Origin of the sequence: Streptomyces sp. S4.7 (assembly GCF_010384365.1) — a bacterium.
Lineage (GTDB): Bacteria > Actinomycetota > Actinomycetes > Streptomycetales > Streptomycetaceae > Streptomyces.
On the sequence record NZ_CP048397.1, the window covers coordinates 4,648,850 to 4,662,241 of the forward strand.

Annotated in this window: 11 protein-coding genes; 7 read left to right on the plus strand and 4 right to left on the minus strand. The window is 70.6% G+C overall.

Translation table 11 applies throughout. The features are described 5' to 3' along the window. Positions 1-82: 82 nt before the first annotated feature. Positions 83-802 (minus strand): MOSC domain-containing protein, encoded by a 720-nt coding sequence (locus tag SSPS47_RS20935; protein WP_164252388.1) that lies wholly within the window; start codon positions 800-802, stop codon positions 83-85. Between the two features lie 94 nt (positions 803-896). Here SSPS47_RS20935 and SSPS47_RS20940 point away from each other — a divergent pair, with 94 nt between their 5' ends. After that, entirely contained in the window at positions 897-1,793 is an 897-nt protein-coding gene (locus tag SSPS47_RS20940) for a LysR family transcriptional regulator (RefSeq protein WP_164252390.1), read from the plus strand. Positions 1,794-1,892: 99 nt separating this feature from the next. Here the strand turns inward: SSPS47_RS20940 and SSPS47_RS20945 are convergent, their stop codons facing one another. Continuing rightward, complete coding sequence (locus SSPS47_RS20945; protein ID WP_023539267.1) at positions 1,893-2,216, minus strand: WhiB family transcriptional regulator; 324 nt, start codon at positions 2,214-2,216, stop codon at positions 1,893-1,895. A 463-nt stretch (positions 2,217-2,679) separates the two neighbouring features. Here SSPS47_RS20945 and SSPS47_RS20950 point away from each other — a divergent pair, with 463 nt between their 5' ends. The 4 genes from SSPS47_RS20950 (at position 2,680) to SSPS47_RS20965 (ending at position 7,044) form a co-directional block, all read left to right on the plus strand. Continuing rightward, entirely contained in the window at positions 2,680-3,291 is a 612-nt protein-coding gene (locus SSPS47_RS20950) for a response regulator transcription factor (RefSeq protein WP_003948568.1), read from the plus strand. 303 nt (positions 3,292-3,594) lie between these two features. Next, complete coding sequence (locus tag SSPS47_RS20955) at positions 3,595-4,170, plus strand: sigma-70 family RNA polymerase sigma factor (RefSeq protein WP_078075496.1); 576 nt, start codon at positions 3,595-3,597, stop codon at positions 4,168-4,170. Between the two features lie 151 nt (positions 4,171-4,321). Next, entirely contained in the window at positions 4,322-5,824 is a 1,503-nt protein-coding gene (gene guaB / locus SSPS47_RS20960) for an IMP dehydrogenase (RefSeq protein ID WP_164252392.1), read from the plus strand. A 95-nt stretch (positions 5,825-5,919) separates the two neighbouring features. After that, positions 5,920-7,044 carry a GuaB3 family IMP dehydrogenase-related protein gene (locus tag SSPS47_RS20965; protein WP_147874298.1) on the plus strand — a complete coding sequence of 375 codons (1,125 nt, stop codon included), beginning with the start codon at positions 5,920-5,922 and terminating at the stop codon, positions 7,042-7,044. 61 nt (positions 7,045-7,105) lie between these two features. Here the strand turns inward: SSPS47_RS20965 and SSPS47_RS20970 are convergent, their stop codons facing one another. Both SSPS47_RS20970 and SSPS47_RS20975 read right to left on the minus strand, forming a co-directional pair. Beyond that, a complete protein-coding gene (locus SSPS47_RS20970) occupies positions 7,106-7,594 on the minus strand; it encodes a hypothetical protein (RefSeq protein ID WP_164252394.1) in 489 nt (162 codons plus the stop codon). A 138-nt stretch (positions 7,595-7,732) separates the two neighbouring features. After that, entirely contained in the window at positions 7,733-8,995 is a 1,263-nt protein-coding gene (locus SSPS47_RS20975) for a nucleotide sugar dehydrogenase (RefSeq protein WP_147874296.1), read from the minus strand. Positions 8,996-9,251: 256 nt separating this feature from the next. Here SSPS47_RS20975 and SSPS47_RS20980 point away from each other — a divergent pair, with 256 nt between their 5' ends. Both SSPS47_RS20980 and SSPS47_RS20985 read left to right on the plus strand, forming a co-directional pair. After that, positions 9,252-10,958, plus strand: coding sequence for a glycerol-3-phosphate dehydrogenase/oxidase (locus tag SSPS47_RS20980; RefSeq protein ID WP_164252397.1), 1,707 nt, complete (start codon positions 9,252-9,254; stop codon positions 10,956-10,958). A gap of 317 nt (positions 10,959-11,275) precedes the next feature. Beyond that, complete coding sequence (locus SSPS47_RS20985) at positions 11,276-13,285, plus strand: serine/threonine-protein kinase (protein WP_239064998.1); 2,010 nt, start codon at positions 11,276-11,278, stop codon at positions 13,283-13,285. Positions 13,286-13,392: the final 107 nt, after the last annotated feature.

The following is a 13,392-nucleotide window of genomic DNA, read 5'->3' on the forward strand; positions in this document are numbered from 1 at the left end:
GGTCCCGTTTCCGGGGATCCGCCCCAGGGCCTGTCTGCGAAGTCCCGCCCGGCCGCGGGTCCCGCCCTGCGGGCGGACTGCGCTACTTCGCAGACAGGCCCTGGCCGACGTCGGCGGTGTCCGCGCCGACGCGGGCGTCGCCGTACTTGGCCACGTACTCCCGCGCGATCCTCAACTCCTCGGTGTGCAGGGCCTCTCCGGCGGCCAGCACCCGCGGCAGCAGTTCGCGCTCGGTCGTCGCCGCCCGGAAGGCGAGCGCCACCGTCACGTCGTGGTCCGGCCGGTGCACGATCTCGATCGCGTCGCCCGCGCGGATCTCGCCGGGCACGACGACCCGGAAGTACGCGCCGGTGACGCCCTGCCGGGTGAAGCGTCTGACCCAGCCCTTCTCACCGAGGAAGCCCCCGAACGTACGGCACGGGATCCGGCCGCTCGTCGCCTCCAGCACCAGGTCCGGGCCGACCCGCCAACGCTCCCCGATCTTCGTCCCGTTCAGATCGATCCCCGACGTCGTGAGGTTCTCGCCGAAGGAGCCGTTGGCCAGCGGACGCCCCAACTCCCGCTCCCAGAAGTCGAGATCCTCCCGCGCGTAGGCGTACACCGCCTGGTCGCTGCCGCCGTGATGGCGCAGATCGCACACCGTGTCCCCGACGACCCCGCTGGCGCCGGTGCCCTTCCGGCCGGGATCGCGCACCGCGACCGGGCCGTCCACCGGCCGCTTGTCGATGCCGGTCGCGCCGCCCGGCGCGTCCGTGTACCCGACGGCCCTGGGCCGCCCCACATTCACGGTCAGAAGCTTCATGACCGGCACGCTAACTCCCCGCCCCCGCGCCGCGCCTCTCAAATGCTCCACCCCAAATTACCTGATATCTCCAAGTCTCCCTTATATTTGGGGAGTGATCGAAGCCCGTCACCTCCGTGTCCTGCGCGCCGTCGCCGCCACCGGCTCGTTCTCCGCCGCCGCCCGCGAGCTGGGGTGCACCCAGCCGGCCGTCAGCCAGCAGATGAAGGTCCTCGAAGGGTCGGTCGGTACGACCCTGCTGATCAGAACCGGCCGCACGATGCGCCTCACCCAGGCCGGCGAAGCGCTCGTACGCCACGCGACAGGCATCCTGTCGGGGCTCACCGCCGCCGAGGAGGAGGTCGCGGCCATCGCGGGCCTGCGCGCCGGGCGGGTGCGGCTGGTCTCGTTCCCCAGCGGCAGCTCCACCCTCGTCCCCACCGCGCTGGCCGCCCTGCGCGCCGCCCACCCGGGCATCCGCGTCTCGCTCGTCGACGCCGAACCGCCCCGCTCCGTCGAGATGCTGCGCGACGGCGACTGCGACATGGCGCTCGCCTTCCGCTACGACTCCACCGGGGGCGCCGAGGAGTGGGACGACCTGGTCGTACGGCCGCTGCTCACCGACCGGCTGGTGGGACTGCTCCCCGCGGGGCACCGGCTGGCCGGGACCGGCTCCGTCGCGATCGGTGACCTCGCCGACGAGGCGTGGATCGCGGGCTGTCCGCGCTGCCGTCACCAACTGGTGGATGCCTGCGAGAAGGCGGGCTTCACCCCGCGCATCGATTTCGCGACGGACGACTACCCGGCCGTGATCGGCCTCGTCGGGGCGGGACTCGGGGTCGCCTTCCTGCCGGAGCTGGCCCTGGAGTCGGTGCTGCCGAAGGGCGCCCGGACGGTCACCGTCGAGCCCGCCGTACGGCGCGAGGTCGTCGCGCTCACCCTGCCCGATCTGGCGCGGGTCCCGGCGGTGGCGGCGACGCTGGACCAATTGGAACGGGCCGCGTCACGCTGACGCGGCCCGTCGGGCGGCGCCCGTGCCGGGGTCCCGCCGAGGTCCCGCCGGGCTCCCGCAAGGAGTGCAGGAACGTTTCTGCATCGATTCTGCGGCGGGTCAGGCGCGACCCGGGCCGTTCGCCCCCGAGGTCGCGATCAGCCGGGTGCGGGCACGCCCCATCAGCTCCTCGCGTTCGTCCTCGGTCAGCCCGCCCCACACGCCGTACGGCTCCCGCACCGCCATGGCGTGAGCCGCGCACTGCGCGCGTACCGGGCATCTCATGCAGACCTCCTTGGCCGAGGTCTCGCGGGCGCTGCGTGCCGCGCCGCGTTCTCCCTCCGGGTGAAAGAACAGCGAGCTGTCGACGCCACGACAGGCCGCGAGGAGCTGCCAGTCCCACAGATCTGCGTTCGGTCCGGGAAGCCGGGAGAAATCTGCCATTGCTCATGTCCCCTTGAATCCGTGGAGGCGGATACGGGCCGCTCGGCCCTGTCTTCCTGGTCAGGTCAGGGCCTGAGAACGCCCTGGCGCGCCGGATACGAGCCCGACGTGCTGAACACGTCGTGCCCACGACCGTACATCTCCTGTGTAAGTAGATGTAAATATGACTCATTGCGAATCTAGCCATAGACACCAAGAAAAGGTAAGAAATAGAGCTAAATGGGGCATAGCGCAGAGTGATCGAGGTGTGACCTGCGAGGCTCTGCTCTGTGTGCGCGTCCTCACGTAGAGTGCCGAAGGCGATTCCGGACCCGTAACTCTTTCGAGTGACCGTCGTTGAGTGGTCGAGGCGGTTGAAGGAAGAAGCGATCGGGCACATGTCCGATGGCGTCAATCGCACAGGTGACCACATGTACTCAGCCTGGAGGCTCAACGTGACGCGCATCAGCTGCGGAGGGCGGCCATGACATCCGTCCTCGTCTGCGACGACTCCCCGCTTGCCCGAGAGGCGCTGCGCCGCGCGGTTGCGACCGTGCCAGGTGTCGAGCGCGTGACGACCGCGGCCAACGGTGAGGAAGTTCTCCGCCGCTGGGGCGCCGACCGCTCGGACCTGATTCTGATGGACGTACGCATGCCCGGTCTGGGCGGCGTCGAGACCGTCCGCCGACTGCTGTCCGCCGATCCGGGCGCCCGGATCATCATGCTCACGGTCGCCGAGGACCTGGACGGTGTCGCGCTCGCGGTCGCCGCCGGTGCCCGCGGCTATCTGCACAAGGACGCGTCCCGCGCGGAGTTGCGCGCGACCGTCACCCAGGCGCTCGCCGATCCGACATGGCGGCTCGCCCCGCGCCGGCTCAGGTCGGCCGAGATGGGCGCCGCGCCCACGCTCACGGCCCGCGAGATCCAGGTCCTCGAAGGCATGAGCCACGGCCGGTCCAACGCGGAGATCGGGCGCGAGCTCTTCCTCTCGGAGGACACGGTCAAGACCCATGCCCGCCGGCTGTTCAAAAAGCTCGGCGCCTCGGACCGTGCGCACGCCGTGGCTCTCGGATTCCGCTGGGGCCTGGTCCGCTAGGTCCGGCCGCCGACCGGAGTTGAAGACGCCTGGTCGCAGGGGTGCGGACAACTCGTCCGGAGAGTCGCGGAACCCCGTCCGCCGTGCGGTGGGCGGGGCGGCGGAGAGGGCCATCGGTGCCCGCACGCCACAGTTTCCCGCCCGATGCCGCATCCTTGAGTTGTGGAGTTCCTCGGGGACGAGTCGGGCGAGCGGAAGGGGAGGGCGCAGGAGATGGGTTCCTCCGCACCTACTCATAACGCTTCGGTGCACAACTATGAACGCGGTGCCACGGATCCGCAGAGGCCGAGGCACCATGGTCCGATGCGCGATGACGAGACCACGGTGATCGGTGCGCTCGTTCACCGTGCCGTCGAGGGCGACGGGCGGGCCACGCACGATCTCCTGGCTCATGTGCACCCTCTCGCGCTGCGCTACTGCCGCACCCGGCTGAACCGACTGCCCGGTGACGCCCGGCACTTCACCGAGGATCTCGCGCAGGAGGTCTGTGTCGCCGTCCTGATGGCGCTGCCGCGCTACAAGGACACCGGCAGGCCCTTCGAGGCGTTCGTCTTCGCCATCGCCGCGCACAAGGTCGCCGATCTCCAGCGGGCCGCCATGCGGCACCCGGGGTCGACGGCCGTGCCCTCGGACGAGATGCCCGAGCGGCCCGACGACTCCCTCGGTCCGGAGGAGCGCGCACTGCTCAGCAGCGACGCCGAATGGGCCAAGAAGCTCCTCGCCAACCTCCCGGACAATCAGCGCGAGCTGCTCGTGCTGCGGGTCGCCGTGGGGCTGACCGCCGAGGAGACCGGCCAGATGCTGGGGATGTCGCCGGGCGCCGTACGGGTCGCGCAGCACCGCGCGCTCAGCAGACTGCGTGCGCTGGCCGAGCAGTAAGGGCGCGGCCGGGCGGGCACCTGAGTACGGCGCCCGCGGGGCCGGATCACGGCGACCGCGGAACCTGATCATGGTGACCGTGGAATGAGACCCCCGCGGCGCCCGTTAGCATGGACATCCGCACCGATCAAGGCCATCTGGGGAAGGTGTCATGACTGCAAACGTCGACGGAGTGCCCGAGAAGTTCGCGACGCTCGGGCTGACATACGACGACGTGCTGCTGCTGCCGGGCGCCTCGGAGGTGCTGCCCAACCAGGTCGACACCGCGTCCCGGGTCTCCCGGAACGTGCGCGTGAACATCCCGCTGCTCTCGGCGGCGATGGACAAGGTCACCGAGGCACGCATGGCCATCGCGATGGCCCGCCAGGGCGGTGTCGGTGTGCTGCACCGCAACCTCTCCATCGCCGACCAGGCCAACCAGGTCGACCTCGTGAAGCGCTCCGAGTCCGGCATGGTCAGCGACCCGATCACGGTCCTCCCGGACGCCACGCTCGGCGAGGCGGACCAGCTGTGCGCGAAGTTCCGCATCAGCGGCGTCCCGGTCACCGACCGCTCGGGCAAGCTCCTCGGCATCGTCACCAACCGTGACATGGCCTTCGAGTCGGACCGCTCGCGCCAGGTGCGCGAGGTCATGACGCCGATGCCGCTGGTCACCGGCAAGGTCGGCATCTCCGGCGTGGACGCCATGGAGCTGCTGCGCCGCCACAAGATCGAGAAGCTGCCGCTGGTCGACGACGCGGGCATCCTCAAGGGCCTCATCACCGTCAAGGACTTCGTCAAGGCGGAGAAGTACCCGAACGCCGCGAAGGACGCCGAGGGCCGGCTGCTCGTCGGCGCCGCGGTGGGAGCGAGCCAGGAGGCGCTGGAGCGCGCCCAGGCGCTGGCCGAGGCCGGGGTCGACTTCCTCGTCGTCGACACCTCGCACGGCCACAACAGCAACGCGCTCAGCTGGATGTCCAAGATCAAGTCGAGCGTCGCCGTGGATGTCATCGGCGGCAACATCGCCACCAGCGACGGCGCCAAGGCGCTCATCGACGCCGGTGTCGACGGCGTCAAGGTGGGTGTCGGCCCCGGCTCCATCTGCACCACGCGCGTGGTGGCCGGTATCGGAGTCCCGCAGGTCACGGCGATCTACGAGGCGGCGACCGTCGCTCTCGCCGCCGGGGTCCCGGTCATCGGCGACGGCGGCCTCCAGTATTCGGGCGACATCGGCAAGGCGCTCGCCGCCGGCGCCAGCACCGTCATGCTCGGCAGCCTGCTCGCGGGGTGCGAGGAGTCCCCGGGCGAGCTGCAGTTCATCAACGGCAAGCAGTTCAAGTCGTACCGCGGCATGGGCTCGCTCGGCGCGATGCAGTCGCGTGGCCAGGCCCGCTCGTACTCCAAGGACCGTTACTTCCAGTCGGACGTCTCCTCCGACGACAAGCTCGTGCCCGAGGGCATCGAGGGCCAGGTCCCCTACCGGGGCCCGCTCGGCGCCGTACTGCACCAGCTGATCGGCGGGCTGCGGCAGACGATGGGCTATGTGGGCGCGGCCTCCATCGACGAGATGGAGCGCAAGGGACGGTTCGTCCGGATCACCGCGGCCGGTCTCAAGGAGAGCCACCCGCACGACATCCAGATGACGGTCGAGGCACCGAACTACAACCAGCACTGAACCCCTCCCGATGCCGCCGGTGGCCAGCCACTCACCGGCGGCATCGGTGTGTCGGGGATACTGGGACGGCTGACGCAGAGGAAAGGCCCCACATCGTGACTGAGATCGAGATCGGCCGCGGCAAGCGCGGACGCCGCGCGTACGCCTTCGACGACATCGCCGTCGTCCCCAGCCGGCGCACCCGCGACCCGAAGGAGGTCTCGATCGCCTGGCAGATCGACGCCTACCGCTTCGAGCTGCCGTTCCTGGCCGCGCCCATGGACTCCGTGGTCTCGCCGAGCACCGCGATCCGCATCGGTGAGCTGGGCGGTCTCGGTGTGCTCAACCTCGAAGGCCTGTGGACCCGTTACGAGGACCCGCAGCCGCTGCTGGACGAGATCGCCGAGCTGGACGAGGCGACCGCCAACCGCCGGCTCCAGGAGATCTACTCCGCTCCGATCCAGGAAGAGCTGATCGGGCGGCGCATCAAGGAGGTGCGCGACTCCGGCGTGGTCACGGCCGCCGCGCTCTCGCCGCAGCGCACCGCGCAGTTCTCCAAGGCCGTCGTGGACGCCGGGGTGGACATCTTCGTCATCCGCGGGACGACGGTCTCCGCCGAGCACGTCTCGGGCGCGGCCGAGCCGCTGAACCTGAAGCAGTTCATCTACGAGCTGGACGTCCCGGTCATCGTCGGCGGCTGCGCCACGTACACCGCGTCGCTGCACCTGATGCGCACCGGGGCCGCCGGTGTGCTGGTGGGCTTCGGCGGCGGGGCCGCGCACACCACCCGTAACGTGCTGGGCATCCAGGTGCCGATGGCGACCGCGGTCGCGGACGTGGCCGCCGCCCGGCGCGACTACATGGACGAGTCCGGCGGCCGGTACGTGCACGTGATCGCGGACGGTGGTGTCGGCTGGTCCGGCGACCTGCCCAAGGCCGTGGCCTGCGGGGCCGACGCGGTGATGATGGGCTCCCCGCTGGCGCGGGCGAACGACGCGCCGGGCAAGGGGCACCACTGGGGCATGGAGGCCGTCCACGAGGACGTGCCGCGCGGCAAGCTGGTGGACCTGGGCATCGCGGGGACGACCGAGGAGATCCTGACCGGCCCCTCGCACAGTCCGGACGGTTCGATGAACTTCTTCGGCGCGCTCAAGAGGGCGATGGCGACGACCGGTTACAGCGAGCTCAAGGAGTTCCAGCGCGTCGAGGTGACGGTCGCGGACTCGCAGCACAGCCGCTGACCGACCGACACGGGTGCCCCGGACCGTACGCGGTCCGGGGCACCGTCCTTCGGCTGAAGGGTCAGGCCTTCTTGGCGCCCGAGAAGGCCGCGAAGGCGGCGAGGGCGAAGAAGAGGAACGTCATCGCCTCCTTGCCCGCGTTCCACGCGTCCGTCAGCAGGCTGAAGTGGTCGAACAGCATCTCCGTCGTCGACAGACCCAACTCCTCCGCACCGATGATCGCGATGCCGAAGATCTGGCCCAGGTAGACGGCGGCGAGCGCGAACACGGCGCTGACCACGGCGAGGACCGGGTTGCGTCCGCCGACCTTGCCGGCGACCAGACCGATGACGAAGCCGACGCCGATGGCGGCGAAACCGATCTCGCTCTCGATGGCACCGGCGATTCCGCCGTAGATGGCGGCGGCGACGATCGCGGTACCGGCCGCTGCCGCCAGACCGAGGCCCACGTTGTCGCGGACCGGCGGGGCCGGGGCGAACGGGTTGCCGGGGCCGGGCGGGACGGCGCCGCCGGCGAACGGGTTTCCGGGCGGCGGAACAGACTGGCTCATGTGAAGAATCCCCCAAGGAAAGCTCGCACCGTTGTGCGAGCGCCCTGGACCATAGCAGTCCGCTACGACCACGCCGTAGGCAATTCCCCCGCGGTGCGGGGCGGGTGCGCGGCGGGGACGTGCCGGGGCGTTGTGGCCTCAGAGCCGGTACGCCGCACCCGCCGGGCTCGCCCCTCTGGTGTCGAGCAGCAACTGCGCCTTCACGGCGAGACCTTGGAGGTCGTAGGTGCGGTGGTGCTGGAGCAGCAACGTCAGATCCGCCTGCGCCGCGGCCTCGTAAAGAGAGTCGGCGCGCGGTACCGGCAGATCGCGTACGCGCCAGTCGAGGACGTACGGGTCCTGGTAGCTGACGGTCGCGCCGAGGTCCATCAGCCGGCAGGCGATCTCGGTGGCCGGTGAGCTCTCCTGGTCGGCGTGGTCCGGCTTGTAGGTGACGCCGAGCAGCAGGACGCGGGCGCCGCGGGCGGACTTGCCGTGCTCGTTGAGGAGCGTGGCGCAGCGCTGGATCACGTACTGCGGCATGCGGCTGTTGACCTCCTGGGCGAGACCGACCATCCGCAGCGGGTGGCCGGGGGTGCGGCCCGCGTGCGGCAGGTAGCTGGGGTCCATGGGGGCCCCGTGGCCGCCGACGCCGGGGCCGGGGCGGAAGGCCTGGAAGCCGAACGGCTTGGTCTCGGCGCACCGGATGACGTCCCAGAGGTCGACGCCGAGGTCGTGGCAGAGCACGGCCATCTCGTTGACGAGGGCGATGTTGACGTGCCTGAAGTTGGTTTCGAGGAGCTTGACGGTCTCGGCCTCGCGCGGTCCGCGCGCGCGGACGACCTTGTCGGTGAGACGTCCGTAGAAGGCGGCGGCCGATTCGGTGCAGGCGGGGGTGAGTCCGCCGATCACCTTGGGGGTGTTGGTGTGGCCGTGGGTACGGCGGCCGGGGTCGAGACGGCCGGGGGAGTAGGCGAGGTGGAAGTCGCGTCCGGCGCGCAGGCCCGAACCCTCTTCCAGGATGGTGCGCAGGAACCCCTCCGTGGTGCCGGGGCCCGCCGGTGATTCGAGCAGCACGGTGGTGTGCGGGCGCAGCCGGGCGGCCAGGGCGCGCGCGGCCTCGCCGACGGCGCTGAGATCGAGGGTGCGGTCGGGGCCGAGCGGGGTGGGCGCACAGATGACGGCGGTACGCACCCGGCCGAGCTCGGTCGGGTTGGTGGTGGGCCGGAAGCCGCCGGAGAGCATGCGGCGGACGTCGGAGGGGGTGAGCGAGCCGTCGACGGGGGTGCGGCCCGCGGCCAGTTCGGCGACGGGCCGTGGATCGGTGTCGTAGCCGATGGTCTCGATGCCGGCGGCCACTGCGGCCTGGGCGAGGGGCAGGCCGAGATGGCCGAGTCCGATGACGGCGAGGTCTGCGGGCATGTGGGCCGTCCTTTCCCATAACCGGAGGAGACAGTGGGCGCAACCCGTGTGGACAGAACGAGCGAGCGCAATGTCAGACTAGGCGTAAATATGACCGATATGCGTCATTACATGGCCGGACATTGAGGTGCATGTCGGCTGATTTCCTGGGCCTGATCCGATCTTCAACCGGTGTTGTCCACAGCCGGTGGCTGAAGTCGGTGAGTCCGGACAGAATCGAAGAGCCCGAACAACACGGGGGCGACGGGAGGCAGCGGTGAGGACAGCGACACTGGGACCGGAGGAGCGCGCCACGGCTCTGGCGGGGATGGCCGAGCGAGAACTGGACGTGTTGGTCGTGGGCGCGGGTGTGGTCGGCGCGGGGACCGCGCTCGACGCCGTGACCCGCGGACTCGCGACCGGGCTCGTGGAGGCGCGCGACTGGGCCTCGGGCACATCGAGCCGGTCGAGCAAGCTGATCCACGGCGGGCTGCGCTATCTGGAGATGCTCGACTTCGGGCTCGTCAGGGAGGCGCTCAAGGAGCGCGGACTGCTGCTGGAGCGGCTGGCCCCGCATCTGGTGAAGCCGGTGCCGTTCCTCTATCCGTTGCAGCACAAGGGATGGGAGAGGTTCTACGCGGGATCGGGCGTCGCGCTGTACGACGCGATGTCGTTCTCGTCGGGCCACGGCCGGGGCCTGCCGACGCACCGGCACCTCTCCCGCCGGCACGCGCTGCGCGTCGCGCCCGCGCTCAAGAAGGACGCCCTGGTCGGCGCGTTGCAGTACTACGACGCGCAGATGGACGACGCGCGCTATGTGGCCACCCTGGTGCGCACGGCGGCGAGTTACGGGGCGCATGTCGCCAGCAGGGCCCGTGTGGTCGGCTTCCTGCGCGAGGGCGAGCGGGTCGTCGGAGCCCGCGTGCGGGACGTGGACGGCGGCGGTGAGTACGAGATCCGGGCGAAGCAGATCGTCAACGCGACAGGGGTCTGGACGGACGACACCCAGGCGCTGATAGGTGAGCGCGGACAGTTCCACGTCCGGGCGTCCAAGGGCATCCATCTGGTCGTCCCCAAGGACCGCATCCACTCGTCGACCGGACTGATCCTGCGGACCGAGAAGTCGGTGCTCTTCGTCATCCCCTGGGGCAGGCACTGGATCGTCGGCACCACCGACACCGACTGGGACCTCGACAAGGCACACCCGGCCGCCTCCAGCGCGGACATCGACTATCTCCTCGAACACGTCAACTCGGTCCTCTCCGTACCGCTGACGCGTGACGACGTGGAGGGGGTGTACGCCGGGCTGCGCCCGCTGCTGGCGGGCGAGTCCGACGCGACGAGCAAGCTGTCGCGCGAGCACACGGTGGCGCACCCGGTGCCGGGCATGGTCGTCGTGGCGGGCGGCAAGTACACGACGTACCGGGTCATGGCCAAGGACGCGGTGGACGAGGCGGTGCACGGGCTGGACCAGCGGGTGGCGGCCTGCGTGACGGAGGACACCCCGCTGCTCGGCGCCGAGGGCTACCGCGCCCTGTGGAACGCGCGAGCGGGGATCGCCGCGCGGACCGGACTCCATGTGGTGCGCGTGGAGCATCTGCTCAACCGGTACGGGGCGATGGTCGAGGAGCTGCTGGAGCTCATCGCCGCCGACCCCCGGCTCGGCGAGCCGCTGGCCGCGGCCGAGGACTATCTGCGGGCCGAGATCGTGTACGCGGCGTCGCACGAAGGGGCGCGCCATCTCGACGACGTCCTGACGAGGCGGACGCGGATCTCGATCGAGACGTTCGACCGCGGGACGCGCAGCGCGCCGGAGTGCGCCGAGTTGATGGCGCCGGTCCTCGGCTGGGACAAGGAGCAGATCGAGAAGGAGGTCGAGCACTACCGCAAGCGGGTGGAGGCGGAGCGTGAGTCGCAGCGGCAGCCCGACGACCTGACCGCGGACGCGGCGCGGCTCGGGGCACCGGACATCGTGCCCCTGTGAGGTGCTGGACCGTCCCCGAGGGGCGTTCGAGGTGATGTGAGGCGCCTGGGGCGCCTGATGCGATCCGTCAAAGGATTGTTTCGGGCGCCCCTGTTCGAGCCCCGAACAGGGGCATGACCAGCGGCGCGATCCCCCGCATCCCGCCCAACGGCCCCTCTGCGCGCCCCCCGTGGGCCCTCGTCCCCGTGGATGGCGGACCCGGGACCATCGCATACGCCGGAGTGAGGGACAATGGAGGCTCTGTCAGGGCGCGTTACCGCGCCGAGCGCGGGCAGGCGTCAGGCGCGGGCGGACACCAGGGATCGCAGAGGGGACGCATGGCGGAGGCGGAGCAGCCACGGGACACGGTGCGAGAGCCCCAGAGCGGCACTGACGGTGCGGACAGCACGGACGACACCGGGAGCGGGGCCGACGGGAGCACCGAAGGACGCCTCCTCGCGGGACGGTACCGGCTCGGCGAGGTGCTCGGCCGCGGTGGAATGGGCACGGTCTGGCGCGCTGTCGACGAGACGCTGGGCCGTACCGTCGCCGTCAAGGAGCTGCGCTTCCCCACCAGCATCGACGAGGACGAGAAGCGCCGGCTGATCACGCGCACGCTGCGTGAGGCCAAGGCGATCGCCCGCATCCGTAACAACGGGGCCGTCACCGTCTACGACGTCGTGGACGAGGACGACCGGCCGTGGATCGTCATGGAACTCATCGAGGGCAAGTCCCTCGCCGAGGTCGTCCGCGAGGACGGGGTCCTGACTCCGAAGCGCGCCGCCGAGGTCGCGCTCGCGATCCTCGACGTGCTGCGCTCGGCGCACCGCGAGGGAATCCTGCACCGGGACGTGAAGCCGTCCAACGTGCTCATCGCCGAGGACGGGCGCGTCGTCCTCACCGACTTCGGCATCGCGCAGGTGGAGGGCGACCCCTCCGTCACCTCGACCGGCATGCTCGTCGGCGCCCCCTCGTACATCTCGCCGGAGCGCGCCCGCGGCAAGAAGCCCGGCCCCGCCGCCGACCTGTGGTCGCTGGGCGGGCTGATCTACGCGTCGGTCGAGGGCTGCCCGCCCTACGACAAGGGGTCGGCCATCGCGACCCTCACCGCCGTCATGACCGAGCCGCTCGACCCGCCGAAGAACGCGGGCGCGCTGGAAGAGGTCATTTACGGCCTGCTGGCCAAGGACCCGGCGCTGCGGCTCGACGACGCGGGCGCGCGGGTGCTTCTCCAGGACGTCATCGACACCCCCGACCCCTCCGAACCGCCCGAGCCCGCGGCCGACGCGACGCGGGTGGTGGCGCTGCCGCCGCTTCCCCCGGAGCCCGCGCCCCGGTCGAAGGGCCGGACCAGGAAGGGCGCCGGCGTCGCCGGTGCTTCGGGTGCGTCCGGCGCGTCCGGTGCCGGATCGAAGCCGGGCAGGACCCCGGTCGCGGGTGCGGGAGCCGGGGCGGGCGCCGCGACTTCGCCCGCCGCCGCGTCGGGTGCCGCGCCGGCACCGGCCACCGGCACGGCCGGGACCACGACCACGCGGGCTTCGCTCACCGATGTCGTCCCGCGCCGCACCATGATGATCATCGCGGCGGTGGTCGCGCTGGCGATCCTCTCCGTCGTCCTGGTCGTCGCCCTCAACGGCGATTCGGACGGAGGGGCGAAGGGCAACGCGGGCAAGGACGACACCGCCACCTCGGCCGGCGCCACCGCGGGTGACGACGCCAAGGGCGGCGCCGGCGACACGTCCGGCAAGGACGAGCAGCAGGATTCGGCCAAGGACAGCGGTGGCGACAAGCCGTCGGACGGCCAATCGCCCGACAGCGGATCCGGTACGGACAACTCGGGTCCGGGCTCCGGTGACTCGGACTCCGGCTCCGGTTCGGACGGCAAGGGCGTGCCCGAGGACTTCAAGACGGTCACGGACAGCCAGTTCCACTTCTCCATGGCGATGCCCGAGGACTTCAGGCGCACCGGTACGGCCGGGACGAGTTCGGGCGGCATCTACAGCGAGGACGGTGAATTCCCCCGTATCCAGGTGGACTTCAACGCCAAGCCGACCAACGACGCGAAGCGCGCCTGGGAGCAGCTCGAAGCGCAGATAGAGGGCAGCCTCGGCAACTACAAGCGGCTCGGCATCAAGTCCGTCGAGTTCAACGGCTATCCCACCGTCGCCGACTGGGGATTCGAACGCGACCAGGGCGGCGAGCGGGTGCGGGTGCTGAACCGCGGCTTCAAGGTCGACGCCACCCATGGCTACGCGATCATGATCACCTGCAAGGCGAGTGAGTGGGACGACGACGAGTGCCGGACGCTCCGTGAGACGGCGTACAGCACTTTCAAGCCGACTGACTGACAGCGGCTCGCGGCGCGAACGTGTCGCGATGGCGAGAACTCGTGGGCGGTACTACCCGTTCCGGTGATTGATGCGACTCTCTGTGAGACAGCCGCGTCATGACCCGG

Excerpts from the sequence above, each read along its gene's own strand:
- SSPS47_RS20935 (WP_164252388.1), bottom strand. The coding sequence starts at position 802 with ATGAAGCTTCTGACCGTGAATGTGGGGCGGCCCAGGGCCGTCGGGTAC.
- SSPS47_RS20955 (WP_078075496.1), top strand. The coding sequence starts at position 3,595 with ATGCGCGATGACGAGACCACGGTGATCGGTGCGCTCGTTCACCGTGCC.
- SSPS47_RS20945 (WP_023539267.1), bottom strand. The coding sequence starts at position 2,216 with ATGGCAGATTTCTCCCGGCTTCCCGGACCGAACGCAGATCTGTGGGAC.
- SSPS47_RS20975 (WP_147874296.1), bottom strand. The coding sequence starts at position 8,995 with ATGCCCGCAGACCTCGCCGTCATCGGACTCGGCCATCTCGGCCTGCCC.
- SSPS47_RS20950 (WP_003948568.1), top strand. The coding sequence starts at position 2,680 with ATGACATCCGTCCTCGTCTGCGACGACTCCCCGCTTGCCCGAGAGGCG.
- SSPS47_RS20985 (WP_239064998.1), top strand. The coding sequence starts at position 11,276 with ATGGCGGAGGCGGAGCAGCCACGGGACACGGTGCGAGAGCCCCAGAGC.
- guaB (WP_164252392.1), top strand. The coding sequence starts at position 4,322 with ATGACTGCAAACGTCGACGGAGTGCCCGAGAAGTTCGCGACGCTCGGG.
- SSPS47_RS20970 (WP_164252394.1), bottom strand. The coding sequence starts at position 7,594 with ATGAGCCAGTCTGTTCCGCCGCCCGGAAACCCGTTCGCCGGCGGCGCC.